This is a genomic window from Microbispora sp. NPDC046973 (genome assembly GCF_040644495.1).
Classification (GTDB): Bacteria; Actinomycetota; Actinomycetes; order Streptosporangiales; family Streptosporangiaceae; genus Microbispora.
In genome coordinates, this window is sequence record NZ_JBEYWQ010000001.1 from 178,453 (window position 1) to 200,922 (window position 22,470).

The 22,470-nt window shown below is 69.3% G+C and carries 27 protein-coding genes and 1 tRNA gene; 14 read left to right on the forward strand and 14 right to left on the reverse strand.

Going from position 1 to position 22,470, the window contains the following annotated elements:
• Positions 1-24: 24 nt before the first annotated feature.
• Together ABZ860_RS00905 and ABZ860_RS00910 are read left to right on the forward strand one after the other, a co-directional pair.
• Positions 25-489: a tetratricopeptide repeat protein gene (locus tag ABZ860_RS00905; protein ID WP_357213166.1), complete on the forward strand. Its 465-nt coding sequence runs from the start codon at positions 25-27 to the stop codon at positions 487-489.
• Between the two features lie 221 nt (positions 490-710).
• A complete protein-coding gene (locus ABZ860_RS00910; RefSeq protein ID WP_357213168.1) occupies positions 711-1,412 on the forward strand; it encodes a hypothetical protein in 702 nt (233 codons plus the stop codon).
• Positions 1,413-1,575: 163 nt separating this feature from the next.
• Here ABZ860_RS00910 and ABZ860_RS00915 read toward each other — a convergent pair whose 3' ends face one another.
• Both ABZ860_RS00915 and ABZ860_RS00920 read right to left on the reverse strand, forming a co-directional pair.
• Positions 1,576-2,268, reverse strand: coding sequence for an iron dependent repressor, metal binding and dimerization domain protein (locus tag ABZ860_RS00915; protein ID WP_357213171.1), 693 nt, complete (start codon positions 2,266-2,268; stop codon positions 1,576-1,578).
• Between the two features lie 8 nt (positions 2,269-2,276).
• Positions 2,277-2,810, reverse strand: a complete 534-nt coding sequence (locus tag ABZ860_RS00920) for a YbhB/YbcL family Raf kinase inhibitor-like protein (RefSeq protein ID WP_357213173.1) — start codon at positions 2,808-2,810, stop codon at positions 2,277-2,279.
• Positions 2,811-2,969: 159 nt separating this feature from the next.
• Here ABZ860_RS00920 and ABZ860_RS00925 point away from each other — a divergent pair, with 159 nt between their 5' ends.
• The gene (locus tag ABZ860_RS00925; RefSeq protein ID WP_357214699.1) at positions 2,970-3,638 is read left to right on the forward strand and encodes a GntR family transcriptional regulator; all 669 of its coding nucleotides are present in this window, start codon (positions 2,970-2,972) and stop codon (positions 3,636-3,638) included.
• Positions 3,639-3,742: 104 nt separating this feature from the next.
• On the opposite strand, the gene ABZ860_RS00930 is transcribed toward ABZ860_RS00925, so the two are convergent.
• Positions 3,743-4,135, reverse strand: a complete 393-nt coding sequence (locus ABZ860_RS00930) for a helix-turn-helix domain-containing protein (RefSeq protein WP_357213176.1) — start codon at positions 4,133-4,135, stop codon at positions 3,743-3,745.
• A gap of 62 nt (positions 4,136-4,197) precedes the next feature.
• On the opposite strand from ABZ860_RS00930, the gene ABZ860_RS00935 reads away from it, so the two are divergent.
• Entirely contained in the window at positions 4,198-4,596 is a 399-nt protein-coding gene (locus ABZ860_RS00935) for a DUF4440 domain-containing protein (RefSeq protein WP_357213179.1), read from the forward strand.
• Positions 4,597-4,640: 44 nt separating this feature from the next.
• Here the strand turns inward: ABZ860_RS00935 and ABZ860_RS00940 are convergent, their stop codons facing one another.
• The gene (locus ABZ860_RS00940; RefSeq protein ID WP_357213181.1) at positions 4,641-5,297 is read right to left on the reverse strand and encodes a response regulator transcription factor; all 657 of its coding nucleotides are present in this window, start codon (positions 5,295-5,297) and stop codon (positions 4,641-4,643) included.
• Positions 5,287-7,359 (reverse strand): histidine kinase, encoded by a 2,073-nt coding sequence (locus ABZ860_RS00945; protein WP_357213183.1) that lies wholly within the window; start codon positions 7,357-7,359, stop codon positions 5,287-5,289. Before ABZ860_RS00945 ends, ABZ860_RS00940 begins: the two co-directional genes overlap by 11 nt.
• 230 nt (positions 7,360-7,589) lie before the next feature.
• Between ABZ860_RS00945 and ABZ860_RS00950 the strand changes: the two genes are divergently transcribed.
• Positions 7,590-8,237 carry a hypothetical protein gene (locus ABZ860_RS00950; RefSeq protein ID WP_357213186.1) on the forward strand — a complete coding sequence of 216 codons (648 nt, stop codon included), beginning with the start codon at positions 7,590-7,592 and terminating at the stop codon, positions 8,235-8,237.
• A gap of 2 nt (positions 8,238-8,239) precedes the next feature.
• On the opposite strand, the gene ABZ860_RS00955 is transcribed toward ABZ860_RS00950, so the two are convergent.
• Positions 8,240-9,100, reverse strand: coding sequence for a helix-turn-helix transcriptional regulator (locus tag ABZ860_RS00955; protein WP_357213188.1), 861 nt, complete (start codon positions 9,098-9,100; stop codon positions 8,240-8,242).
• 101 nt (positions 9,101-9,201) lie between these two features.
• Between ABZ860_RS00955 and ABZ860_RS00960 the strand changes: the two genes are divergently transcribed.
• On the forward strand, positions 9,202-9,897 hold the full coding sequence (locus ABZ860_RS00960; protein WP_357213191.1) for an SDR family NAD(P)-dependent oxidoreductase: 696 nt from the start codon (positions 9,202-9,204) through the stop codon (positions 9,895-9,897).
• A 241-nt stretch (positions 9,898-10,138) separates the two neighbouring features.
• Here ABZ860_RS00960 and ABZ860_RS00965 read toward each other — a convergent pair whose 3' ends face one another.
• Together ABZ860_RS00965 and ABZ860_RS00970 are read right to left on the reverse strand one after the other, a co-directional pair.
• Positions 10,139-10,507 (reverse strand): barstar family protein, encoded by a 369-nt coding sequence (locus ABZ860_RS00965; protein WP_357213194.1) that lies wholly within the window; start codon positions 10,505-10,507, stop codon positions 10,139-10,141.
• 8 nt (positions 10,508-10,515) lie between these two features.
• Entirely contained in the window at positions 10,516-10,929 is a 414-nt protein-coding gene (locus ABZ860_RS00970; RefSeq protein WP_357213197.1) for a ribonuclease domain-containing protein, read from the reverse strand.
• Positions 10,930-11,082: 153 nt separating this feature from the next.
• Here ABZ860_RS00970 and ABZ860_RS00975 point away from each other — a divergent pair, with 153 nt between their 5' ends.
• Entirely contained in the window at positions 11,083-11,904 is an 822-nt protein-coding gene (locus ABZ860_RS00975; protein ID WP_357213199.1) for a glycoside hydrolase family 16 protein, read from the forward strand.
• Between the two features lie 112 nt (positions 11,905-12,016).
• Positions 12,017-12,532 (forward strand): DUF4142 domain-containing protein, encoded by a 516-nt coding sequence (locus tag ABZ860_RS00980; protein ID WP_357213202.1) that lies wholly within the window; start codon positions 12,017-12,019, stop codon positions 12,530-12,532.
• A gap of 53 nt (positions 12,533-12,585) precedes the next feature.
• Here the strand turns inward: ABZ860_RS00980 and ABZ860_RS00985 are convergent, their stop codons facing one another.
• Positions 12,586-12,708 carry a hypothetical protein gene (locus ABZ860_RS00985; RefSeq protein WP_357213205.1) on the reverse strand — a complete coding sequence of 41 codons (123 nt, stop codon included), beginning with the start codon at positions 12,706-12,708 and terminating at the stop codon, positions 12,586-12,588.
• Positions 12,709-12,917: 209 nt separating this feature from the next.
• Between ABZ860_RS00985 and ABZ860_RS00990 the strand changes: the two genes are divergently transcribed.
• Both ABZ860_RS00990 and ABZ860_RS00995 read left to right on the forward strand, forming a co-directional pair.
• Positions 12,918-13,376 (forward strand): MaoC family dehydratase, encoded by a 459-nt coding sequence (locus ABZ860_RS00990; RefSeq protein WP_357213208.1) that lies wholly within the window; start codon positions 12,918-12,920, stop codon positions 13,374-13,376.
• Between the two features lie 171 nt (positions 13,377-13,547).
• Positions 13,548-13,620: transfer RNA gene (locus ABZ860_RS00995), tRNA-Arg, on the forward strand.
• A 229-nt stretch (positions 13,621-13,849) separates the two neighbouring features.
• Here the strand turns inward: ABZ860_RS00995 and ABZ860_RS01000 are convergent.
• Positions 13,850-14,800 carry a WYL domain-containing protein gene (locus ABZ860_RS01000; RefSeq protein ID WP_357213211.1) on the reverse strand — a complete coding sequence of 317 codons (951 nt, stop codon included), beginning with the start codon at positions 14,798-14,800 and terminating at the stop codon, positions 13,850-13,852.
• A 122-nt stretch (positions 14,801-14,922) separates the two neighbouring features.
• Here ABZ860_RS01000 and ABZ860_RS01005 point away from each other — a divergent pair, with 122 nt between their 5' ends.
• The 3 genes from ABZ860_RS01005 (at position 14,923) to ABZ860_RS01015 (ending at position 17,834) form a co-directional block, all read left to right on the forward strand.
• A complete protein-coding gene (locus ABZ860_RS01005) occupies positions 14,923-15,756 on the forward strand; it encodes an NAD(P)H-binding protein (protein WP_357213214.1) in 834 nt (277 codons plus the stop codon).
• A gap of 46 nt (positions 15,757-15,802) precedes the next feature.
• Positions 15,803-16,441 (forward strand): hypothetical protein, encoded by a 639-nt coding sequence (locus ABZ860_RS01010; RefSeq protein WP_357213217.1) that lies wholly within the window; start codon positions 15,803-15,805, stop codon positions 16,439-16,441.
• A gap of 274 nt (positions 16,442-16,715) precedes the next feature.
• A complete protein-coding gene (locus ABZ860_RS01015; protein ID WP_357213219.1) occupies positions 16,716-17,834 on the forward strand; it encodes an epoxide hydrolase family protein in 1,119 nt (372 codons plus the stop codon).
• A 633-nt stretch (positions 17,835-18,467) separates the two neighbouring features.
• On the opposite strand, the gene ABZ860_RS01020 is transcribed toward ABZ860_RS01015, so the two are convergent.
• The 4 genes from ABZ860_RS01020 to ABZ860_RS01035 all read right to left on the reverse strand — a co-directional run bounded on the left by ABZ860_RS01020 (position 18,468) and on the right by ABZ860_RS01035 (position 21,564).
• Positions 18,468-18,977 carry a hypothetical protein gene (locus tag ABZ860_RS01020; protein WP_357213222.1) on the reverse strand — a complete coding sequence of 170 codons (510 nt, stop codon included), beginning with the start codon at positions 18,975-18,977 and terminating at the stop codon, positions 18,468-18,470.
• Between the two features lie 499 nt (positions 18,978-19,476).
• Positions 19,477-20,658 carry a hypothetical protein gene (locus ABZ860_RS01025; protein ID WP_357213225.1) on the reverse strand — a complete coding sequence of 394 codons (1,182 nt, stop codon included), beginning with the start codon at positions 20,656-20,658 and terminating at the stop codon, positions 19,477-19,479.
• Complete coding sequence (locus tag ABZ860_RS01030; RefSeq protein WP_357213229.1) at positions 20,655-21,176, reverse strand: SigE family RNA polymerase sigma factor; 522 nt, start codon at positions 21,174-21,176, stop codon at positions 20,655-20,657. Before ABZ860_RS01030 ends, ABZ860_RS01025 begins: the two co-directional genes overlap by 4 nt.
• 79 nt (positions 21,177-21,255) lie before the next feature.
• Positions 21,256-21,564, reverse strand: coding sequence for a hypothetical protein (locus ABZ860_RS01035; protein ID WP_357213232.1), 309 nt, complete (start codon positions 21,562-21,564; stop codon positions 21,256-21,258).
• Here ABZ860_RS01035 and ABZ860_RS01040 point away from each other — a divergent pair.
• Positions 21,563-22,288, forward strand: coding sequence for a peptidoglycan-binding protein (locus ABZ860_RS01040; protein WP_357213234.1), 726 nt, complete (start codon positions 21,563-21,565; stop codon positions 22,286-22,288). The genes ABZ860_RS01035 and ABZ860_RS01040 overlap by 2 nt on opposite strands.
• Positions 22,289-22,470 lie beyond the last annotated feature (182 nt).

Sequence of the window (22,470 nt, forward strand, 5' to 3'; positions counted from 1 at the left end):
CCGGCGACGGTGAAGGAGCCCCTGATGACCACCGATCCAACGCTGACCCGGATCGGCCAGGGGGTGGAGTTGCATCACCACCGAGGTCAGCGTGACGCCGCTCGCGACCTGTTCGCGCAGATCTGGGACGACATCGGCGGCGAGCAAGGCGATCCGCTCCATGTTTGCGTTCTCGCCCATTCGATGGCCGATGTGCAGGACGACGTGCGCCAGGAGCTGATGTGGGATCTGCGAGCGCTTGCCGCCGCTGATCGGGTCACCGCTGAGGGGATGGCGCAAGCCGGGGTGACGCTGCCGGTGGCGGGCCTGTATCCGTCGTTGCACCTGAACTTGAGTGAGTGCTATCGCAAGCTGGGCGATCTCGATCGCGCCCGTGAGCACCTCCAGCAGGCCCGAGCCGGAATCGGCGCACTTGGCGACGACGAGTACGGGCAGCTCATCAAGGGCGGCCTGGAGCGGCTGGCCGAGCAGCTGGGCGAGACCATCTGACTGCGAACCCGGCGAGTCTCCGCACTAGCTGTCGATCTGCGTCGTGGGCGCTTTGGGCAGGGTTGTCCTCATAGCCAGACAGGTGACACTCATCCGCCTGACCAAGGCCACCTCCGGTGGAACCCTCCGGCTTCGGGATGACGCCGCGCTGGACTACCGCTCCACTCAACGAGGAGAAAACAGCTAGCGGCGTCCCGGCCATCGCGCAATAGCATCCGATCATGGACCCGCCACCCGATCTCGACCGCGCGTTGGGCGCTCTCTACGGAGCCTTCTCTCGGTATCCGCTTCCAGCCAAGACCGACGCATGTGAGCACTGCGTGTCAGCTGAGCGGGTGCGCGCGGCGCGTGCCGCACCACTTCGGATGCTCAGCGCATCCGCGCTGGAGCCCTACGCCTGGAATGGCCTGTACACATGGGGAGACGTCGAGGAGTTCAAGCACTACCTGCCCCGGCTGCTGGAGCTGCTCATCCTCGAAGAGCTCGACGGGGTGCATGCCCGCTCCTTGATGCTGCGACTCGGCGTCAGGTGGCAGAACTGGAGAAGGATCGAGCGGGATACCGTCGTCGCCGCCGTCGGCGCATGGTGGCGGCACACCCTGAACCACTATCCGCGCGACGTAGACGTCATGACGATGATCGAAACCATCGCCGCCGACCTGAAGCTGGACCTGGCTCCCTACCTGACCGAGTGGGAGCCGAACACCACCGAGGCGGCGGCCCGCCACATGGCGTGGCTCATGCACGACTTCACCGTCGCCGTCGCCCAGGACGCCGAGTGGTACGTGCTTCTGGACAGATGGATCAGGGGAACGGCACCCGCGGCGATCCTGGAGCGCGCGTTCTTCTCCGCCAGTTCACCGGAAGTGGCCCAGGAACTCTCCGACGCGCTTGAGACCCACCGCGTCTGGAGCCGGCACTGAACCGCAGTCAGCCGGTTTCCTCAAGCTCGTGGCGCGGCCCCGCGACCGACTCGGCCACTTGTCGATGCTGATCGGCCCGCCGAGCTGCCGGGACGAGGGCGGCCCACGATCGTGGTCGAGCGCCACCCAGCGCCACGGCAGCCGGGCCCGGGGCCCGGCTGGATCACCGCTTGGCCACGAAGACGTGCGCGGCGGTCTGCGTGGGGAGTTCGGCGGCCGCCCCGCCACTGCCGAGCGTCACGCGGCCGGGTGACGACGTCACGTGTACGACCGCGCCGGGCCGCACCCCGGCGTGCCGCAGGGTGTGCATCAGCCGGGCGTCGGTCTGGATCGGCTCCCCAATGCGCCGTACGACCGCGCTCGTGCCGTCCGGCCCGGGTTTCAGGTCGCTGAGGCTGACGGTGTTCTCGTCGAGGAACGGACCCACGGTGCGCTTCTCGCCGAGCTCCTCCAGGCCCGGGATCGGGTTGCCGTAGGGCGACTCCGCCGGGTGTCGTAGCAGTTCGAAGACGCGGCGTTCGACGGCCTCGCTCATCACGTGCTCCCAGCGGCAGGCTTCGGCGTGGACCTGCTCCCACTCCAGCCCGATCACGTCGACGAGCAGGCACTCCGCCAGCCGGTGCTTGCGCATCACCCGCGTGGCGATCCGCCGTCCCTCCTCCGTCAGCTCCAGGTGCCTGTCGCCGGCCACGTGCAGCAGACCGTCGCGCTCCATGCGGGCGACGGTCTGGCTGACGGTGGGGCCACGCTGGTTCAGGCGCTCGGCGATGCGGGCGCGCAGCGGGACCACGCCTTCCTCCTCGAGCTCCAGCATGGTGCGGAGGTACATCTCGGTGGTGTCGATGAGTCCGGACATGCCGTTCGTCAGGCGGGGGTTTCGGCGGTGGCGGTCAGGACCGCGCGGCCGAGGGTGTGGCCGGCCATGGTGAAGCCGAGGAGGGCCGGGGTGGCGTCGGCCGGGACGCCGATGGACTCGACATCGAGGGCGTGCACCACGACGAAGTAGCGGTGCGGGCCGTGCCCGGCCGGCGGCGCGGCGCCGATGAAGCGGGCCGCGCGCACATCGTTGGGCAGCTGGAAGGCGCCCTCGGGCAGGCCTGAGCCTGTGTCGTCGCCGGCGCCCTCGGGCAGCTCGGTGACGGTCGCGGGGATGTCGGCGACCGCCCAGTGCCAGAAGCCGGACCCGGTGGGGGCGTCCGGGTCGTACACGGTGACGGCGTAGCTCTTGGTGCCTTCGGGGGCGCCGCTCCAGGACAGCTGCGGGGAGATGTCCTTCCCGCCGGGGACACCGGAGGAGAACTGCTCGGGCGGCCAGGCGGCGCCGTCGGTGACGGTGGTGCTGGTGACGGTGAAGGAGGCCGCCTCGGGGAGGCGGGCGAAGGGATCGTTGGCGCTCATCGCGTCGTTCCTTTCAGATCGTGCTGCGGGGCGGCGGTGATGCGGCCGACGGAGAGTCGGCGTTCGCACGGAGACAACCGCTGTCGCCGTCGACACAATCGACTATAACACGAATAATCGATTATTTGTCGAATCGTCTATGCTGGCCGCGTGACTCAGATGGTTGCGCCTGGGAAGCGGATGCTCTCCGAGCAGGTCTACACACACCTGCGGAACGCGATCATGCGCGGGGACTACGCCCCCGGTGACGCGCTCAAACCGCAGGACATCGCCAAGGAGCAGGGCGTGAGCCTGGCAGTCGTACGCGAGGCGCTCGTACGGGTGGTCGGGGAGGGTCTGGCCGACCGGTTGCCCAACCGCGGTTTCGCCGTCCCGGCCTTCTCCGACCGGCGGTGGCAGGAGATCGCGGAGGCTCGCCGGACCATCGAACCGGTCGTGCTGCGCATGTCGATCGAGCGTGGTGACGTCGACTGGGAGGCCCGTGTACGAGCCGCCCACCACCGTCTGGCCCGCACTCCGGCGTTCGTGCCGGAGGAGGGCGAGCACTACAGCGACGCGTGGTCCGAGGCCCACCGGGTCTTCCATCGCACCCTGCTGGAGGGCTGCGGCAACCCCGTCCTGCTGGAGACCTTCGACCGGATGTGGACCGCGAGCGAGCTGGCTCGCCGCTGGGCGGCGCAGCGCAGCCGGGACAGGGACGCCATCGGCGAGCACCGCCGGCTGGAGGAGGCCGCGCTGGCCCGCGACGCCGACACCGCGGCCGAGGTCCTGGCCCAGCACCTCACCCTGACCGCGGCCGCGCTGACCGGCGTCGGCGGGGACGTTTGAGACGCCCAACAGGTTTCGCGGGCGCGCGGTAGCCCCCCCGGGCTGCGGGTGCTGCTCGCCACGTGCGTCTGGTGGGCGCGTAGGTCATTTCGCTGCTGGCCGGCCTACAGGGGGTCGTCTTCGGACCGGTCGGCGGCGGCGCCCCAGTCCCAGAGCGCCTGGAGGACGGGGCCGAGACGGTGCCCCTGCGGCGTGAGCCGATAGTACGTGCGGGGCGGCCAGCCGGGCCGGCGATGGCGAGTGAGGACTCCTGCTTCGCCGAGGTGCGCCAGCCGATCGGACAGCACCTTGTCCGACAGCACGGGCAGCGCCTGACGAAGCTCGGTGAAGGTGCGCTCGCCGCCCAGAAGCTCACGGATCAGCAAGGTCGTCCAGCGGCCACGCAGAGCCGCGAGAGCGATCTCCACCGGGCAGGACGGGGTGGGCTCGGCGACGTACGCGCGAGGGTCGTCGGGCAGGCCCGGCCGGGCGGGGTGACCAACCGTTTGGTGAGTCACGAGGGCGCCTCCTAGCGTTGCGGCGGTCAGAGTGATCTCTACCTGAAGGACACGCGTTGACGATGCGCAGGCTTGCCGAACGTCCCGAGGACGTGCCCATGGTGTTCGCCGAGCGGTTCAACAGCGGCGATTACGAGGCGGTGGCGGAGGTCTATGAGACCGGTGCCGTGTTCGTACCCGAGCCCGGCTCTCCGCTGACCGGGACCCAGGCCCATGCCGCCAACGGCCGGTTCGTGGGCCTCGGGCTGCCGATCACCGTTCGGCCGCGGCATGTCTACAGCACGGGCGACATCGCGTTGCTGATCGTGGACTGGGTCATCGACGGCACCGGCCGCGACGGGCGGCCGGTGCGCATCGAGGGCACCGCCACCGATGTCGCCCGGCGCGGGCAGGACGGCCGCTGGCGATACGTCATCGACAACCCTTTCGGAGTGCGCGCCGCGTCAGCGGCTCCCGAGTGACCAGACGGTGGGCAGGCGAAATGCCCTCCGGCGTGCCGCAGTGATCAGCGGCCGAGGCCGGCGTCGCGGGCGCGGATGATCGCCTCCGCCCGGTCGGCGGCCTGGAGCTTGGTGAGCACCGCGTGCACGTGGTTGCGTACGGTCTTCTGGGACAGGAACAGCCGCGCGGCGATCTGGCTGTTCGACAGGCCGGCGGCCACCAGATCGAGCACCTCGTGTTCCCGGGCGGTCAGGGCCGGGAACGGCGAGCCGCCGCCGCTCTGCGGCCTCGGGGCCAGGAAGTCGGCGATGCGCGAGGCCAGGACCGCGCCGAACACGACGCCGCCGCCGGCCACCGTGGTGATCGCGCGGACGACCTCGTCCGGCTCGGCACCCTTGAGCAGATAGCCGCGGGCGCCGGCGCGGAGCGCGTCGAATATGGTGCCGTCCTCCTCGGACATCGTGAGCACCACGACGCCGATCTCCGGGTGCTTCTCGAGGATGCGACGGGTGGCCTCGATGCCGTCCATGTCGGGCATCTGCACGTCCATGACCACGACGTCGGGCGCTCGCTCGGCGGCCTGCTGCAGCGCCTCGACGCCGGTCGAGGCCGTCCCGGCGACCTCGACCTCGTCGATGCTGCCCAGCAGCGCCGCGAAGCCCTCGCGGAACACCGGGTGGTCGTCCACCACGAGGACCCTCACCGGCCGCTTATCGGTCATCTCCTGCCTTTCCTGTAGCCGTGAGCACGGGCGCCTGCCCGGACGGCGTGACGGGCAGCCGCGCCCACACCCGCGTACCGGCCGGCTCCCCGGAGGTCACGGTGCACGACCCGCCGAGTTCCGCGGCCCGTTCGCGCAACGACACCAGTCCCACGCCGGCCACCGCCTCGGCGGCGAGGCCGACGCCGTCGTCGGCGACCACCACGTCGAGGTGCCCGCCTTCGACGTCGCGGGTGAGCGACACCACGCACTCTCCGGCCCGCGCGTGCCGGACCACGTTGGTGATCGCCTCCGACGCGATCCGGTAGGCGGCGACCTCCACGGCGGCCGGCAGGCCGGCGAGGTCACCCCGCTCCTCGACCCGTACGGTCAGCCCGGGGGCGCGCAGCCGCTCCGCCTGCTGGCGGATCGCCCCGACCAGGCCGACGTCGTCGAGCGCGGGCGGACGCAGGCCGTGCACCAGCCGCCTCACCTCGGCGAGCATCCCGGTGAGCTCCTGACGAGCCAGGCCGAGGATGCGGTCGGCGTCCTCGTTCGACCGGCGCGCGGTGATCCTGGCGGTGTCGATCCGGGACGCGACCGCCGCCAGGGCAGGCCCGAGGCCGTCGTGCAGCTCGCGACGCAGGCGGCGGCGCTCGTCCTCCACGGCCGACACGATGCCCTCGCGGCTGCGCTGCAGCTCCTCCGCGAGCCGTACGGCACGGGCCGCCGCGGCGGCCTGGCGGATCAGGTCGGCCAGCAGCCGTTCGTCGTTGGCGGTGAGCCTGCGGCGGGCGGCCCGGCGCGGCAGCAGCAGCCGCCCGATTATCTCCCCCCGATAGGTGATGGGGAGCGCCTGCGTCTCGTCGGGACGCTCGCCGTCCTCCACGAGCAGCACCTCGCCGCTGACCTGGGTGATCTCCACGCCCACGTAGGGCGTGCGGAAGGCCCGGGCCACCGTCTTGGCCAGCGTGACGAGCTGCGCCCCCGAGTCGTCGGTCCGCTCCAGCCGCTCGGCGAGCCCGGACATCACGTGGTAGGGGTCGTCTCGATCGCCGACGACCCAGCGTCGCACCAGACGCCACAACCGGTGCCGGAGCTGCGCGTAAAGGATCGCGACCGCGAAGACGGCGATGACCAGCCGCTCCCCCTCGTTCAGACGTGGCCCGAGCAGCCGGCCGGCGCCGCCCAGGACCAGCAGGTCGAGGACGAACGTCAGGGCGAGCAGGAGGCCGTACACCAGCGTCCCGCCGAGCAGCCGGTCGACGTCGACGAGATCCGGCCGCACGATCCCGATCGCGACCGACGCGGCGGTGAGGACCACGGCGGCGGTCAGGCCGACGGCGCCGAACCAGTCGGGCAGCAGCCGGAACGTCAGCATGACCATGAGGTCGACCACGGCCGCCCACAGCAGCCAGCGCATCCGGGCGCGGTCGGCGCCGGTGACCGTAAGGTAGCGCCGCACCACCACGACGAACGGTGTGACCAGGCTCAGCGGCAGGCACAGCTGTGCCACCAGCAGCACACCGGTCCAGACGGCGTCAGGCAGCGGGAGGTAGAACGCCTCCAGGTTCAGCCTTCGCAGTGGCGCGGGCAGTGGGGTGGATTCCGCGGTCGCCTGGGCGATGGCGGACGGCGCCGCGAGCAGGGCCAGCGGGAGCAGGCTCGTCAGCGCGAGGCTGAGCAGCGAGGCGACCCGCCACCACCCGGAGGGCAGCTTTCCGTGCGGGAACAGCAGCAGCACCAGGGGGAGCAGCAGCACCAGGCCCGCGCCGAGCCGCAGGTAGACGACGAAGGCCGCGGACGCGCCCGGAAGCGCGGGATCGTGCATGGTGGCGTAGGCGAGCCACGACGAGGCCACCCCGTCCAGTGCCCACCAGGCGCCGAAGGCCGACATCAGGCGGCCGAGGGGATGGCGCGGACAACGGCGGAGCACCACCATGCCGGCCGCGGCCAGTGCGACACCCGCCAACGCGTCGACCCCGCCCGGCTGCAGTTCGAGCACGGCGCGGTGGGCCTGCGGCACCCGCAGATCGAGCAGCGCCGCCACTGGTGTGGCGGTCACGGCGATCGCGAGGAGCACAGTCCCGAGGCTCAGGCGCGAAGGCCGACGAACCGTCACAATCTGCACCAGGAAAGTGTGCCTCAGCAGGTGTCGGATGTCCCTAGGACGGGGGTCCCACCTGGCCTGGGACGCGAGAGAGGCCGGGAATCGGGACACGACGCCCTGACCGTCTGGGTCGGCGGTTCATGAGGATCGTCCTCGTCGCCGGGGCGACCGCCGCCCCCACGCCTCTCAGCCAAGGAACCACCATGACCGAGACCTCGTCCGTCCACGCCCAGGGCGGCGCCCGCACCGCCGGCGCCTCCCCGTCCACGTCCGCGCCGCTCGCCGAGACGACCGTACGCCGGCTGGCCCTGGGCCTTTCCATCGGAGCGCTGACCTGGTCGGCCGTCAGCTTCCTCTACGGCTTCAACCCCGCGACCGAGACGGGACTCAAGATCACGGACATGGGCGGGCTGGCGTTCCAGCTCGGCGCCTGGTCCCTCCTTGCGATCATGGTCCGCACCCGCGCGACCGGCGTGAGCCGCGTGGCGCGCGCGATGCTGCAGGTCGAGCGGGTGCTGCTGGCCCTGGCCATGGCGTGGAGCGTCGCCCACGCCTTCCTGCCGGCCGAGCGTGACAGCGTCTGGATGGGGATCCTCGACGCGTTCTGGCCGCTGTCGATGCTGGGCATGTTCGTGATCGGCGTCAAGGTCGCCGTCAGCGGACGGTGGCGCGGGGCGGCCCGCTTCTGGCCGCTCGTCGCCGAAAGCTGGGTGGTCGTGACCCTCCCGAGCATGGCGATCTTCGGCACGTCCGTGTCGGACGTCGTCGGCGCGGCCCACCTGCTGGTGGGCTACACCACGCTCGGCCTCATCATCGCGTTCCGTCCCGAGCTCGTACGCTGCGAGGGCTGAACTCACAAGCGCGCGGCCGTGACACCGGCGACGCGGGTGAGGTCGAGCTTGGTCTCGTCCTCGCTGCCGGGGACGGCCGTGTAGATGACGATCTTCAGATCGGTGTCCGCGTCGGACAGCACGTCGCAGTCGACGGTGATGTCCCCGATCGCCGGGTGCCGGATCGTCTTGCGCTCCTCCGCGTGACTGCCGACGGCGCCGGAGTGCCACAACCGGGCGAATCGCGGGTTGCCGTCCAGCGTCCGGCGGATCAGCGCGCTGAGGCGCGCGTCGTGTGGGTAACGACCGGAGGCGCGGCGCAGGTCGGCGACGATGGCCCGGTCGGTCGCCTCCGCGTTCTCCGAGACGACGGGCCATGCCGCGAGGCGACCCCGATCGGACGGAACGGGAAACCGCGAGCGCACCAGATTCCGCTCCTCAGGCGCGAGCACGGAAGGATCGCCGAGGAGCGCCGCCCAACTGCGGTTCCACCACACCAGCCGCCAGTCGGCGGCGAACACGGCGACCGGCGCGTCGCCCAGCCGGGTGAGCACCCGCTGCATCCCGGGCGGGATGTGATCGCTGATCACGCCGTCCGGGGGCGGCTGCAGCCCGGCGAGCCGGTAGAGGTGGTCGCGCTCGGCCCGACCGAGCTGCAGCGCCCGCGCCAGCGCGGCGGCGACCTGCGCCGACGGCGTGGTCGCCCGGCCCTGCTCCAGCCGTACGACGTAGTCCACCGAGACGCCGGCGAGGTCGGCCAGTTCCTCGCGGCGCAGCCCGGCGGCACGGCGTACGCGGCCGGCGGGCAGACCGACAGCCGCGGGGGAGAGCCGGTCGCGCCAGGCGCGGATCGTCGCGCCGAGGCTCGTCTCGTCTGTCGTCATGTGCTCATTCTGCGCCGGGGGCGAGACGCCAGGGTGGTACTGCCTGTCCTACCGGCGAGCTCTCCCTGGCTGCCCGCGCCCGGAAGGCGGACGCTCGACACATGACCATCACCTTCATCACCGGGGCCAACAAGGGCCTCGGGTTCGAGACCGCCCGCCGCCTCATCGACCTCGGCCACACCGTCGTCCTCGGCGCCCGGGACCCCGAACGCGGCCAGGCGGCGGCCGACAAGCTCGGCGTACGCTTCGTGCGGATCGACGTCAGCGACGACGCGTCCGTCGCCGCCGCGGCGGCCGACGTCGCCGCGCACGAGGGCCGCGTCGACGTCCTGATCAACAATGCCGGGATCCTCGGCCCACACGTGCCCGCCGACCAGCTGACCGCGGACCACGCCCTCGAGGTCTACCAGACGAACGTCGTGGGCGTCATCCGCGTGACCAGCGCCTTCCTGCCCCTTCTCCGCAAGTCCGAGGACCCGGCGATCGTCAATGTCAGCAGCGGTACGGGGTCCTTCGCGCTGACCCACGACCCTGACCGTGTGGAGTCGAAGGTCGTGGGGCCGCTGTACACGTCCTCGAAGGCCGCGGTGACGATGCTCACGACCCAGTACGCGAAGGCGCTGCCCGGCATCCGGGTCAACGCCGCCGACCCCGGCTACACCGCGACCGACCTCAACGGGCACAGCGGCACCCAGACCGTGACGGAGGGGACCGACGCGATCGTGACGCTCGCGACCGAGGGAGCGGACGGCGGAACGGGCCGGTTCATCGACCGCTTCGGCCCCGTGCCCTGGTGACGGCACCGGCCGGGCGGCGTGCCGCCGGCTGACGAGACCGTTTCGAGCGCGTCGCGCGTCTGGACCTGCCCGGGAGGGCCGCGCTCACGAGCTCACCCCGCACCCGCTCTGGGCGCGGATCGCCTCCGGCAACGCCGCGAGCGTACGGGCTTCCTCCCCGCGGGCTATGTCCCGATCGGCGCCGAGGCACTCCTCGTCCCACCTTCCGTATGACGAACCCGCGGTGGGATCGTACGGGCGATCAGGGCAGGGCGTCGATCAGCCGGCGGCGGAGCCGGGGCTCGTGGGCGGGATCCGTGTGGAGGGTCAGGGTCAGCCCGTCCTCGGCGGCGCCGGCGAGGACGGCGAGCAGGGTGGCGAACTGCCCGGGAGGCTCGGCGTCGAGCAACTCCTCGGCGTGCTCCACGGCCAGGCGAACCGGCCCGATGTCGCGCAGGGAGTCGGTGAGGGCGTCCCAGTTGCGGCCGAAGTACGCCGGGAGGCGCAGGGCCCGTGCCACCTCGTCGAAGAAGGCGGCACGGGTCCGGCAGGCCCGCCCGTCGACGACCGCCGGGGCCGGATCGGTGGTCACCGTGAGCCACGGGGGCAGCGGACGCGCGGCGGAGGCCATGAGAGGTCCTAGAGCCTGTAGAAGTCGGTGTAGTGGTTGGGCGAGAACCAGGTCACGCCGGTGCTGCGGTTGACGACGATCCGGTACGCGTCACGCGAGGCGCCGTACGCCCGGGAGTACACGTCGTACTCGTAGTAGGTCGCCCCGCTGGGGAGCTGGCCCTCCCGGTTGTAGAACCGCCCGCCGGTGTAGTTGTACTTGCCGTCCGGCCAGGAGTACCAGCCGCTGCTGGTGGGATAGCCCTTCCCGGCCCAGATCGCGTTCGCCGAGCGGGCGTCGGCGCAGCGGGAGATTGTGCAGGAGCTGTAGACCGAGGCGTGGGCGGGGACGGTGCCGGTCACTCCGGTGAGGGACACGATGGCGGCGATCACGACGGTGAGCCGTCCCGGCCAGGACGGCCGGAAGCGTCGCGGAGTCTGCACGAGACCTCCTTGTGGGGGCGAGGGGACAGACATTCGCCAGCATCACCTCGAAACCGGGACGAACCAAGGTAGAGATTGGTGAACTCCCGTCGTCTTTTTCCGTATGCCCCGGGGTGTGCTTCGTTCCTCTACAGATCGATCCAGGATTGACGCATGAGCGAAGCCGAGAACAGTACGTACGCGCCGGACCCGGTGACGAAGGCCGGTTATGTGCTGGAGTTCGAGGACACCTTCGACGGAGACAAGCTCGACGAGAGCCGCTGGATCCCGCGTTACCTGCCCCAATGGACCACACGCGCCGCGTCGGCGGCCCGATATCGCGTAGAAGACGGCTGCCTGCGCCTGCTGATCGAGGAGGACCAGCCGCCGTGGTCGCCGGAGATGGAGGGCCGGCTGCGCGTGTCCTCGCTGCAGACGGGCGTGTTCTCCGGCCCGGTGGGCAGCGCCGTGGGCCAGCACGGGCGGGGCGGCCGGGCCGTCGTCCGCGAGGCGCAGGACGAGGCGCGGCTCTACACCCCGCACTTCGGCCTGATCGAGATGCGTGCCCGGGCCACCGACGATCCGCGCGCCATGGTCGCACTGTGGATGATCGGCTTCGAGGACGCGCCCGAGCGGTCCGCGGAGATTTGCGTCTGCGAGATCTTCGGGCGTGACGTGCGGCCGGACGCGACCGCGGTCGGCATGGGCGTCCACCCGTTCGGCGATCCCACGATCACCGACGAGTTCGCCGCCGAGGTCCTCCCCCTCGACGCCCGCGAGTTCCACGTGTACGCGGCCGAGTGGACCCCGGATCGGGTGACGTTCCTCGTGGACGGCCGGCACGTCAAGACCATCCGGCAGTCCCCGGACTATCCGATGCAGCTCATGCTCGGGATCTACGAGTTTCCCGGCGCCGAGGGGCCCGAGCGGGTGGGACCGTACCCCAAGGAGTTCGTGGTCGACTACGTGAGGGGCTATCGGCCCGTGACGGATTGAGCCGTACGAGAGGCGCGGCCGGTGGGTATGAGGCATGTGAAGCGTCATGCCCGGATGGTCGAGGCCTTGATCAGCCGGTGCTCGGCCGTCCGGTGAAGGATCGGGGGATCTGATGCTGAGATGGCTCATCGTCCTGGTGGCGGCCGTGGCCGCGGCGCTGTCAGGGGTCACCGCAGGTTACGCGGCGCCGCCGGATGTCAGCGATCAGGACAAGGCATTCCTGGTCGGCGCGCACCAGGACAACCTCGCGGAGATCCAGGGCGGGCAGATCGCCGAGCGGCAGGCGGGCAAGCAGTCGGTCAAGGACGCCGGCAGGAAGTTCGTGGAGGACCACACCTCCCTCGACGACCAGCTCAAGCGGGTGGCCGAGAAGCTGGGCGTGGACCTGCCGAGCCGGCCGAGCGAGGAGCAGCAGGCCGAACTGCGGCAGTTCGCGGCCAAGGGCGGCACCGCGTTCGACCGCGCGTGGATCGACGCGCAGGTCAAGGATCACCGCAAGACCCTGGACTCCCTGGACAAGGAGGTCTCGAGCGGTTCTTCCCTGGAGGTGAAGAACCTGGCCAGGAACGCCAAGCCGGTGGTCCAGGAGCATCTCAACCTGGTCGAGAGCATCCAGAGCGGTGAGTGACGACCGGTGCCGGCCGGGGCTGGTCTCCGGCCGGCACGTCCCCTCCCGCGGGCTCACCCGAACAGCTTGACCAGCAGCATGATGATGAGCGCCCAGCAGACGAGACCCACGACCACGACCGCGATGAGTCCGCGGAGCCGATATCGCTTGCCGGGTGGGCCGGGTTGCTCGTCCACGTCTCCTCCACGTCGGGGTGTGTTCCGGCGTGCACCCCGCCTTGTGCTGATACCCCCTGGGCGATGAGCCGTTCGTCACTGAGAGTGATGTCTATGTTGCCGGAAGTGGCAGCGCTCCTCGTTCCCCCGATGGGACCAGTGTGGAGGGCAACGCGCTCCGAGTCCCCCGATTCCTGCCGGTCCCGGGTCCGCGTGAATAGGGTGCGGTCATGCGGATCTTCACGAACCTCGCCGAACTCAAGGCGGCCAAGGGTGAGCATCTCGGGTACAGCGACTGGCGAGAGATCAGTCAGGAGCGGGTGAACGCCTTCGCCGGCGCGACGGACGACCACCAGTGGATCCACGTGGACCAGGACCGGGCGAAGGACAGCCCGTTCGGCGGCACCATCGCCCACGGATACCTCACGCTCTCGCTGCTGCCGTCGCTGCTCGGCGAGCTGTATCGCGTGGACGGCCTGCGCATGGCCATCAACTACGGGCTGAACAGGGTGCGCTTCCCCCGGCCGGTGCCCGTCGGGTCCCGCGTACGGGCGGGGGCGGAGATCGTCGACGTCAAGGGCACTCCCTCGGGCACCCTCGCGAACCTCCGCGTCACGATCGAGGTCGAGGGAGTCGACAGGCCGGCCTGCATCGCCGACACGCTCACGCTCTTCGTTCCCCAGGACTGACCCCGCGCGCCCCTCGGTCCGTCCGCCCGCCGGGGCGCTCGGCGCGTACGGAGTCGGCGTGACGGCGTGACGGCTTGACCGGGGGCGGAGCGACTTATTGGCGCAAGCAGGGGTGACGGGTCTGGTAGAGTTACACCCGTTGCAGGGCACCACAGGTGAACAGGCAGCAAAGCGGCCGTAGCTCAATGGATAGAGCATCTGACTACGGATCAGAAGGTTAGGGGTTCGAGTCCTCTCGGCCGCGCACATTCTAAAAGGCCCGTGACCAGGGAAAATCTGGTGACGGGCCTTCTGCTTTGTCCGGACAATCTCGCGATCTTGCTAACGCGGCTGCTTACAAGGTCTTCGCTCGCGGATGGCGGGCGGCATAGTCGTTCTTGCTCAGGGCGGTCCCGACCCACAGCCTGGTTCGCGTCCGGTCGCGTGGTGAGAGCCGGTCATCCACCGCCAGCGCCTCATACTCCGCTGGTCGGTCAATCACGCGGCTCTTCGCCGGCGTGGGTCAGTCGTGCTGCCAGCGCTCGAACATGGGCTCGGAGTTCGGGCGGGTCCAGGATCTGGAAGTCGATGCCTTTGAGCGCGATATACACGGCGATTTGATCCAGTGAGCCGGCGCCGGCATAGAACAGGCATGACTGCTCGTCGAGCTTCTCTAGCCTTCCGGCAGTGGGTGAGGTCTGTTCGGCGACCACTTCGATCGGAGCGTGGAAAAGGATCTTCGCCTGGAATCGGTACGGCGCTGAGGACAACGCGTCAGACATGAAAGCACGGAGGTCTTCCGCCGGTGCCGGCCGTGGAGTGAAACGCGGGCCGGGCTGTGGTGGGGCGTCGATGCGGTCGACGCGGAAGGTGCGCCAATCGTCGCGGTCCAGGTCGAAGGCCAACAGGTACCAGCGGCGGCCGGTGTGGACCAGGCTGTACGGCTCGGCGCGGCGGGTGCGTTTCTGATAGCCGAAGCGGATTCCCTCGTGGGCGCGGCAGGCCGCGGCCAGGGCCGCTAGCAGGTTCGCGTCCACTGCTGGTCCGGAGCCGGTCAGCGGCACGATCGCGGACTGCGTCGCCGCCACCCTGTGGCGCAGCCGTGAGGGCAGGACCTGTTCGAGTTTGGCCAGCGCGCGCAACGACGTCTCCTCCATTCCCGAGACCGATCCCACGGCGGCCACGCGCAGCCCCACGGCTACGGCGACGGCCTCCTCGTCGTCCAGCAGCAGCGGCGGCAGGGCGGCGCCGACACCCAGACGGTAACCACCGGCCGTGCCGGTCCCGGACTCCACCGGGTAGCCCAGGTCGCGGAGCCGATCGATGTCACGTCGGACCGTGCGTGTGGTCACGCCCAGCCGATCGGCCAGTTCCGGCCCCGGCCAGTCGGGCCGCGACTGCATCAGGGACAACAGCCGCAGCAAGCGTGCCGACGTCTCCAGCATGCGCGAAAACTCCTCCAGAGGCGATCTTCCTTGAGGACCATATCTGTCCTCAACGGTCCCTAGTGTCTCTCTTGCCAGCCCGAACGGGCACGGTCGAACCACGCAATCCACGGGAGAACGTCATGATTCTCATCACCGGTGCCACCGGGAACGTCGGCCGTCACGTGCTGGACCTGCTGGTCGAGACCGGCCACGCTGTCCGAGCCCTCACCCGCGACCCGCAGCGCGCGATGTGGCCGGCAGAAGTCGACGTCGTGGCCGGCGACCTGGCCGACGCCGCGTCGCTGGGCCCGGCCCTGGACGGCGTCGATGCGGTGTTCCTGTTCGCCGTCCCTGGCAGCGGACCGGGTTTCGTCACCGCGGCACGGCAGGCCGGAGTGCGCAAGGTGGTGCTGCTGTCGTCCGGAGCGGTCGATGACGACGCGGAGGTCCAGGACGGACCGATCGCTTCGTATCACGCCGAGATCGAGCAGGCCCTGCGTGCCTCCGACCTGGAGTGGACCTTCCTGCGCCCGGATGTCTTCGCCGCCAACACCCTGATGTGGACCGGGCAGACCAAATCCGGCGACGTGGTGCGCGGTGCCTACGCCGAGGCGGCGGCCGCACCGGTGCACGAGATCGACATCGCCGCCGTCGCAGTCGCGGCGCTGACCCAGGACGGGCATGCCGGCCGCGTCTACGAGCTGTCCGGCCCCGAGTCACTGACCCATGCGGAGCAGGCCCAGATCATCGGCGAGGTGCTCGGCCGGCCGATCCGCTTCGCCGATCTTCCCCCCGAGTCGGTGCGGCAGGCCATGGGCGCACATGTCCCGGCTCCCGTCCTCGACGGCATCTTCAAAGTCTGGTCCGCCTCCGTCGGCCGTACCGCACCGACCACCACCGATGTCGAGGACGTCACCGGCCACCCCGCGCGGAGCTACCGCCAATGGGTGATCGACCACGCCGCTGCATTCTGACCGCCCCTCACCGTACCGACCGACCTGGAACCAAGGAGACAGCCCCATGACTCGCATCTACGTGGAGAGGGGCGCCAAGAAGATCGTCGCCTGTTCGCTGGACTGGCCCGGCTGGGCGCGGATCGGCACCACCGAGGACAACGCGGTGAGGACGCTGACCGCCTACGCCCACCGCTACAGGCTCATCGCCGAACAGGCGGGCTTGTCCTTCGCCCCCGGTACCCCGGAAGTCGTCGACCGGGTCACAGGCATCAACACCACCGACTGGGGCGCCCCCGCCGTCACCGTCGCCGATGACGCGCAGCCCTACACCGCCCAGGCCGCCGCCCGGACGGCCGCGATCCTGCGCGCCGCCTGGATCGTTCTTGACGACCTGGCCCGATCCGCCCCACCGGTCCTCCTTAAAGGGCCCCGCGGCGGAGGACGTGACCGCGACGAGATCGTCTCCCACGTCATCGACACTGAGCGCGCGTACGCCCGCAAGATCGGCATCCGCCACAAGCCGTTCACCCCCCGCGACCGCGACGCCGTGGCTGCCCACCGCGAAGCGGTGATCGGCATCCTCGGTTCCCACGCCGACGGCGCCCCACTCACCCCAGGTGGATGGCCGCCGGCCTACGCCGGCCGCCGGTTCGCCTGGCATGTCCTCGATCACGTTTGGGAGATCCAGGACAAGTCACGATAAGTCGGAAAACGATCACTATGGCTCCGCCATCCACCAGGCGCCCCCGGGCACGGCCCTCAGTTCGAGGACCGGACCTGCCCTTGAAAGGCCACAAGCTATTCGTGCAGGACGAGCGGCGAGCTCAACACTATGGGTCCGATACCCACGGCCGTTCGCGCGCCGATCGGCCAAGCCCTGTTCTCCTGCGGTCGCACGGACCTTCGCGCCGACGTCTGGCGGGTGGCGCATTGTCGCCTTCACCACCGAAGCACCAGTAAGAAAAGGACTGAGAACCATGTCCAACATCCGCCCGTTCAAGATAGACGTTCCGCAGGAGAAGATGGACGACCTTCGGCGGCGGCTTGCGCAGACGCGCTGGCCGGACACCTCGCCCGCCGAGGACTGGAGCCGTGGCGTGCCCGCGGCCTACCTCAAGGACCTCCTGGGCTACTGGGCCGACGGTTACGACTGGCGCGCGAACGAGGCCGCGCTGAACAAGCACCCGCAGTACACCACGGTGATCGACGGCGCCGTGATCCACTTCCTGCACGTCCGCTCCGCAGCCCCGGACGCCACGCCGCTTCTGCTGCTGCACGGCTGGCCGGGGTCGGTGGTGGAGTTCACCGATGTCATCGAGCTGCTCGCCGACCGGTTCCACCTGGTCGTCCCCTCGCTGCCCGGGTTCGCGTTCTCCAGCCCGCTCACCGAGGCCGGCTGGACCGACGGGCGCGCGGCGGCCGCGTTCGCGCAACTCATGGACCGACTGGGGTACGAGCGCTACGGCGTGCAGGGCGGCGACGTCGGCGCTCTGATCGCGCCGCTGGTGGGGCGGGCCGAGCCCGAGAGGGTGATCGGGGTGCACCTCAACGCGATGTTCGCCTTCCCCACGGGCGACCCGGACGACATGGCGGGCCTCACTGAGGCCGAGCAGGCACGTCTGGCGGCCATGAAGCGGTTCCAAGACGAGGGGGCCGCGTACATGCAGGTGCAGGGCAGCCGTCCGGACACGCTCGCCTACGCGCTGACCGACTCCCCCGTCGGGCAACTGGCGTGGATCGTGGAGAAGTTCCAGGAGTGGAGCGACCCGGCGGCCAAGCTTCCCGAGGACGCCGTCGGCCGGGACCGACTGCTGACCAACGTGATGCTGTACTGGCTGACGGAGACGGCGCGCTCGACGGCCAACTCGTACTACGAGCGCTTCCACGACCACACCATGTGGGCGCCCAAGCCGCGCGGCACCGTCCCCACCGGGGTCGCCGTCTTCGTCACCGACTACGCCATCCGGGTGTTCGCCGACAAGGCCCACAACATTGTGCACTGGTCGGAGTTCGAGCGCGGTGGCCACTTCGCAGCCATGGAGGCGCCCGACCTGCTCGCCGGAGACATCCGGGCGTTCTTCGCCGGCCTCTCCTGACAGGCCACCCGTGAGAGGGCCACCACTCGCGGCACCTCCACGGGGGCCACGCTGTTCAGTTCACATCGGCGCACGGGTGCCTGTCCGGCACCCCAGGGGCGACCATGCTGGCTGATGTGGGCGGCAGATCTTGCTAACGCTGTTGCTAACTACAGCCCAGGACGACCGTGGACGTCTGTGGAATGCGGGTAACCGGACAGCCTTTTTGAGCAGGCGTTCGTGACAGCGGTAGACGTCTGTGGACAGGTCTGACCTTGCTACGGATCAAAAGGTTAGGGGTTCGAGTCCTCTCGGCCGCGCAACACGGAAGCCCAGATCATCAGCCGATGACCTGGGCTTTTCCACGTTCTGGATCAGTCGGCAGTGTCCGTTGTCTTGAGTGATCCTTCCCGATGCCTTCCCCGGGGAAGGGCGGAGGACTTCACTGATCCGACGCATGGCGATCTCGTCATGACCCACGGGACACTTCTCACAGGTCCAGTGGAGAGTCTCCACGTTGTTGCGGACCGACTCGGCTACCCGCTCCGGTGAGACTTCCCCACATCGAGCCGGGCTGCGGTTGCCGCATGCTCGACGGTGGTTTCCATTCGGCGTCAGCGGCTGGGTCCCTGCGACGGATCCGCGCCGGGAGCTCTAGTACCCATAGATCCGATCGACGTACCAGCTTCCGCAGACGCTCGGTTGACCGTCCCTGGGACGGAAACACGCCCGCACCGCGAAGTGCTCCTGAGTGGCCGTGTCCCAGTTGGTGACCTGCAGGGTCGTCCTGTCGTTGAATGGGCCGCACTGCTTCCAGCCGCCACGGGAGGTGACATAGGAGTTGTCGCTGAAATAGGTGGGGACGCTGGACGGCATCGGATTGATGCTGCGGTCTACCCAGACCAGATCGCCGGGCTGGTACCCGTCATAGATACGGGCGTAGCTGTGCTGGGAAGAATAACCATTCAGTAGGTGTACGGTCCTTCCGTAGGCGTAGACCGTGGCTGAACCGACGTTCTGGAAACTGTCGAACGCGATGGAGTCGCAGTCGGCTTCGGTTGCGCCGGCGGAACCGGCGGGGATCCCCATCAGAGCGGTGGTGACAACTAAGGCCGTTGACGCCTGTGCCAGCTTTTTTGCCCGGACAAAAGCAGCTATCCGCACGGCTGATCCCTTCTCTGGATACGCATGTGAGAGTCTGAATGTAAATCGCCGGCTTGACAAGGACGGATTGAGCCTTCCCAGTTCGGGCTGTGGTGTGACACCTTCCCAAGGTCAGGGCCATGGCGTACCCGGCCTCGGACGTCCACTACGGATCAGAAGGTTAGGGGTTCGAGTCCTCTCGGCCGCGCATATCGAACAAGGTCCGTGATCAGGGAAATCCTGGTAACGGGCCTTTGTGCCTATCCAATCGATTCGGTCGCCTGTCAACGCCTTTGCTGACGCGGAGCCACTCGCCGGTGCGAAGATCGCATATTGCGCCGCTGATGCGTGATCACCCTTTTGTCACCCCTTTGGGCCCGGACAGTTCGCTAAGCCAGCGAACTGGGCTGTCGCTCAGTCGAAAAGGCGCTCGAAGGACTGCCTAGGGCGCGGCGTGTAGCCGATGCTCAAGACGGAAGGCAAGCGCTCTTACGGGGCCCTGTGAGACTGAGACCTGAGGTCACAGCGCCCCGGGAGGCCCGGGCAGGACGATGTCGAAGAAGTCATGCGCTCTATACGTGGCGAGCTTCCTGGCCTTACCGGTCCTGACGTTCACCGCGTAGGCGGTCATGGTCTGGTACGGCGGGCCGATCACCGCGGGCTCGTCGTCCGGAACCTCGGACGCCGGCCTGCACCGCACGGACACGGTAAGAGCCGTGACCTCCTTAGCGCTGAGCCAGGTGCGCAGCGAGATCTGGGAGACATCAGAGGGCAGGCCGCTGATGACCGTCGTCTTCCGCTTCTCACCCGTGCGCGTGTCCATGAGGGCGAGGTCGCCGTGACGGCACGGCTTTTCGGCGGTGCTGCGGTTCTCGATCACTGCGACGGTCTTCCCATCGGGGGCGAGCGGGCTGAAGTGGTAGTTCAGCGGCAGATCGACCGACGTGGTCTCGCCCTTTGAGGAACTCGGCCACAGGTGCGAGATCGTCCGCAGCCGCGATCTGGGGGAGTAATCCGCGAGAGTGATGGTGGCGCCGTCCTGTGACAGACCGATGGGGACCCATCGGTTCGGCAACGTGCGGACGTTCCCATCACGCATGTCGATGAGCAACGCAGGATCCTTGAAATCCGGGACCTTGCTGAAGGCCACGAACCGCCCATCGTCCGACAGCATCAGACGCGAGATGCTGCCCAGTTGTGTCTTGGGCACTTTCGTCGCAGCCGTCGTCTTCTGGCCCGAGGCCAGGTCGCGGACCTGGAAGGTGCCTTCCTCGGCACTGTAGTAAGCGATCTTCCGGCCATCCCGGCTGATCGCCAGTGGGCTGTCGCGCAGGGCGATGCTGGGCAGAGCCTCCGGCACGTAATAGGTCTTGCCGCTCCGGGTGACCACCCGCCATCCTCCGTCCCGGCAGCCCGCGGGTGCCTTCCCGCTGCCGAGCTTGCAGAAGGTCTTGTACGCGTAACTCAACGGCCCCACCCCACGCGCCGGCAGATCGCCTACGGAAGCGGCCTCCTGCGGCCCGTCCGGCAGCAGCCGGACGGCGGCCGTCACACCAAGAGAGATGACCACGACCATGACCGCCGCGAGGTACGAGATCACGGTACGCCGCCTGTGGTGATGCGCCGCGATCGTGCGCTCGGCCAGGTCCACCTGAGGAGCGTCATCGGCCAGGTCGACGAGCACATTCCGCAGCCAGGTCATCGGTAGGCCTCCTCGGCTTCGATTTCGGCGAGCTTCGGCGCGAGTTCGGGCGCCAGTTCGCGTAAGCGGGCCAGCGCGTAATGGGCCTGGCTCTTCACCGTGCCGATCGAGCAGTTCATCAGCGCGGCGGTCTCGCGTTCGGTCCGGTCCTCGTAGTAGCGCAGCACGATCACCGCCCGCTGCCGGGGCGGCAGCCGCATAAGAGCCCGGCGCATGACGAGCCGTAAGACGGTGGAGTCCTCGCTGGAGTACGACCGGTCGGGCAGTTCGGCGGTCGGGAGCTCGCTCCTGACGCGGCGCCGCCGCCAGGAGATGTGCTGGTTGACCAGCGCCTTACGCGCGTACGCCTCGGGATGCTCGACGCGTGAGAGCCTGGACCAGCGTCGGAGCACTTTGAGCAGGACGCTCTGCAGCAGGTCCTCGGCCTGGTGGGCTTCTCCCGTGAGCAGGTACGCGGTGCGCATCAGCGCCTGCTGATGGCCGGCGACGAACTCGCGGAAGCTGTCATTGCGATCCAAGGCGACTCCTCTCGACCGTTACCGACTTCGGTGAGCTGTCGGAAGGTTCGATCCGCCCGGGATAAAACCTCGAGTTGCGTCATCGCCCTACGTCAGGCGCGCACGTCTCGCTCGCCATCGGATCACCTGTCAGGCGGCGCGTACGCCTGTACGGAAAGCCTGCCGGACAGGCTGACAACACGATCTCGTTGTGGACGGCGTCGGCGATCCGAAAGCGTGGATCCGCCGCAGGAATCACCTGCCGGCGTTCGACACCAGGAGAAACGATGAAGCTGCCTCCACGCGCCGCCGCCCCCATGGCGGCCGTCCTGATCGCTTGCTTGACCGGAGCGCCCGGGATGTCGGCGGCGCAGGCAGCCGATGCCAGTGCCCTGCCGAGCGTGAACATGGAAGCCACTGTCAAGGCGGCCCAGATCGACCCGCGACGGTCTGACGACACGCTGACCCCGGGCGCCGAGGCCGGCGTGCTCCTCGTCGAGCGGGCGCTGCGCGACCGGCACCTGCTCGACGCGAAGTGGGTGGACGGTTACTTCGGCACCACGACGGTCGTCGCCTTCGCGAAGTTCCAGAGGTCGCTCGGCTTCACCGGTCTCGCCGCCAACGGCCTTCCGGGCAAGGCGTCGCTCACCAGGCTCGGAGCCGGCCGTTTCACGGTCACCCACGTGATCGAGCCGGGTGCTCGGGTGTCCGCGGGCGGCGTGGTCGTCAACACCCGCACGCGGAGCATGCTGGCCGAGGCGAAGCGGCTGCTCGGCCGTGACCTCGTGCTGTTGCAGGGGTCGTACAACCGCGGCGGCGACCCCACGTCCGCGGGCACCCACGACGGCGGGGGCGTCGTCGACATCTCGGTCGAGGGGATGAGCTCCGCCACCCGCATCGCCGTCGTCCGTGCGTTGCGACGTGTCGGCTTCGCGGCATGGCTGCGCAGCCCCGATCAAGACGACTGGCCGTGGCACATCCATGCCGCCGCCATCAACGACACCGACCTCTCCAGCCAGGCCCAGCATCAGATCGGTGACTACTACCTCGGTCTGAACGGGCTCGCCGGCCGTGGCCCCGACGACGGCCCGAAGGTGACCATCCGCACCTGGGAGGAGTACCAGCGCCGCTGACCACCCGAAACCCAGGCCGCACAGACACGAAGGAGAACACCATGGGAATGCTCGACAAGATCCTTACCACGGCTGCCGCCGCGACGGTGCTCGGCGGGGCGGTGCTCGCCACCGCCTCGCCCGCCTCGGCGGCCACCCGCAACGGCGTGTGCGAGACCGGCGAGTTCTGTTACTACTTCAAC

Bases quoted from the DNA above. Each gene is read 5' to 3' on its own strand.
- ABZ860_RS00975 (WP_357213199.1), top strand. From the start codon at position 11,083: ATGAGCGAAGCCGAGAACAGTACGTACGCGCCGGACCCGGTGACGAAG.
- ABZ860_RS00935 (WP_357213179.1), top strand. From the start codon at position 4,198: ATGCGCAGGCTTGCCGAACGTCCCGAGGACGTGCCCATGGTGTTCGCC.
- ABZ860_RS00905 (WP_357213166.1), top strand. From the start codon at position 25: ATGACCACCGATCCAACGCTGACCCGGATCGGCCAGGGGGTGGAGTTG.
- ABZ860_RS01010 (WP_357213217.1), top strand. From the start codon at position 15,803: ATGACTCGCATCTACGTGGAGAGGGGCGCCAAGAAGATCGTCGCCTGT.
- ABZ860_RS00955 (WP_357213188.1), bottom strand. From the start codon at position 9,100: ATGACGACAGACGAGACGAGCCTCGGCGCGACGATCCGCGCCTGGCGC.
- ABZ860_RS01035 (WP_357213232.1), bottom strand. From the start codon at position 21,564: ATGTTCACGCTCGGCAGGGCACTGGCATCGGCTGCCTGCGCCGCCGAC.
- ABZ860_RS00960 (WP_357213191.1), top strand. From the start codon at position 9,202: ATGACCATCACCTTCATCACCGGGGCCAACAAGGGCCTCGGGTTCGAG.
- ABZ860_RS01000 (WP_357213211.1), bottom strand. From the start codon at position 14,800: ATGCTGGAGACGTCGGCACGCTTGCTGCGGCTGTTGTCCCTGATGCAG.
- ABZ860_RS00925 (WP_357214699.1), top strand. From the start codon at position 2,970: ATGGTTGCGCCTGGGAAGCGGATGCTCTCCGAGCAGGTCTACACACAC.
- ABZ860_RS00940 (WP_357213181.1), bottom strand. From the start codon at position 5,297: ATGACCGATAAGCGGCCGGTGAGGGTCCTCGTGGTGGACGACCACCCG.
- ABZ860_RS00920 (WP_357213173.1), bottom strand. From the start codon at position 2,810: ATGAGCGCCAACGATCCCTTCGCCCGCCTCCCCGAGGCGGCCTCCTTC.
- ABZ860_RS00915 (WP_357213171.1), bottom strand. From the start codon at position 2,268: ATGTCCGGACTCATCGACACCACCGAGATGTACCTCCGCACCATGCTG.
- ABZ860_RS00980 (WP_357213202.1), top strand. From the start codon at position 12,017: ATGCTGAGATGGCTCATCGTCCTGGTGGCGGCCGTGGCCGCGGCGCTG.
- ABZ860_RS01025 (WP_357213225.1), bottom strand. From the start codon at position 20,658: ATGACCTGGCTGCGGAATGTGCTCGTCGACCTGGCCGATGACGCTCCT.
- ABZ860_RS01040 (WP_357213234.1), top strand. From the start codon at position 21,563: ATGGAAGCCACTGTCAAGGCGGCCCAGATCGACCCGCGACGGTCTGAC.
- ABZ860_RS01005 (WP_357213214.1), top strand. From the start codon at position 14,923: ATGATTCTCATCACCGGTGCCACCGGGAACGTCGGCCGTCACGTGCTG.
- ABZ860_RS00990 (WP_357213208.1), top strand. From the start codon at position 12,918: ATGCGGATCTTCACGAACCTCGCCGAACTCAAGGCGGCCAAGGGTGAG.
- ABZ860_RS01015 (WP_357213219.1), top strand. From the start codon at position 16,716: ATGTCCAACATCCGCCCGTTCAAGATAGACGTTCCGCAGGAGAAGATG.
- ABZ860_RS00950 (WP_357213186.1), top strand. From the start codon at position 7,590: ATGACCGAGACCTCGTCCGTCCACGCCCAGGGCGGCGCCCGCACCGCC.
- ABZ860_RS00965 (WP_357213194.1), bottom strand. From the start codon at position 10,507: ATGGCCTCCGCCGCGCGTCCGCTGCCCCCGTGGCTCACGGTGACCACC.
- ABZ860_RS00910 (WP_357213168.1), top strand. From the start codon at position 711: ATGGACCCGCCACCCGATCTCGACCGCGCGTTGGGCGCTCTCTACGGA.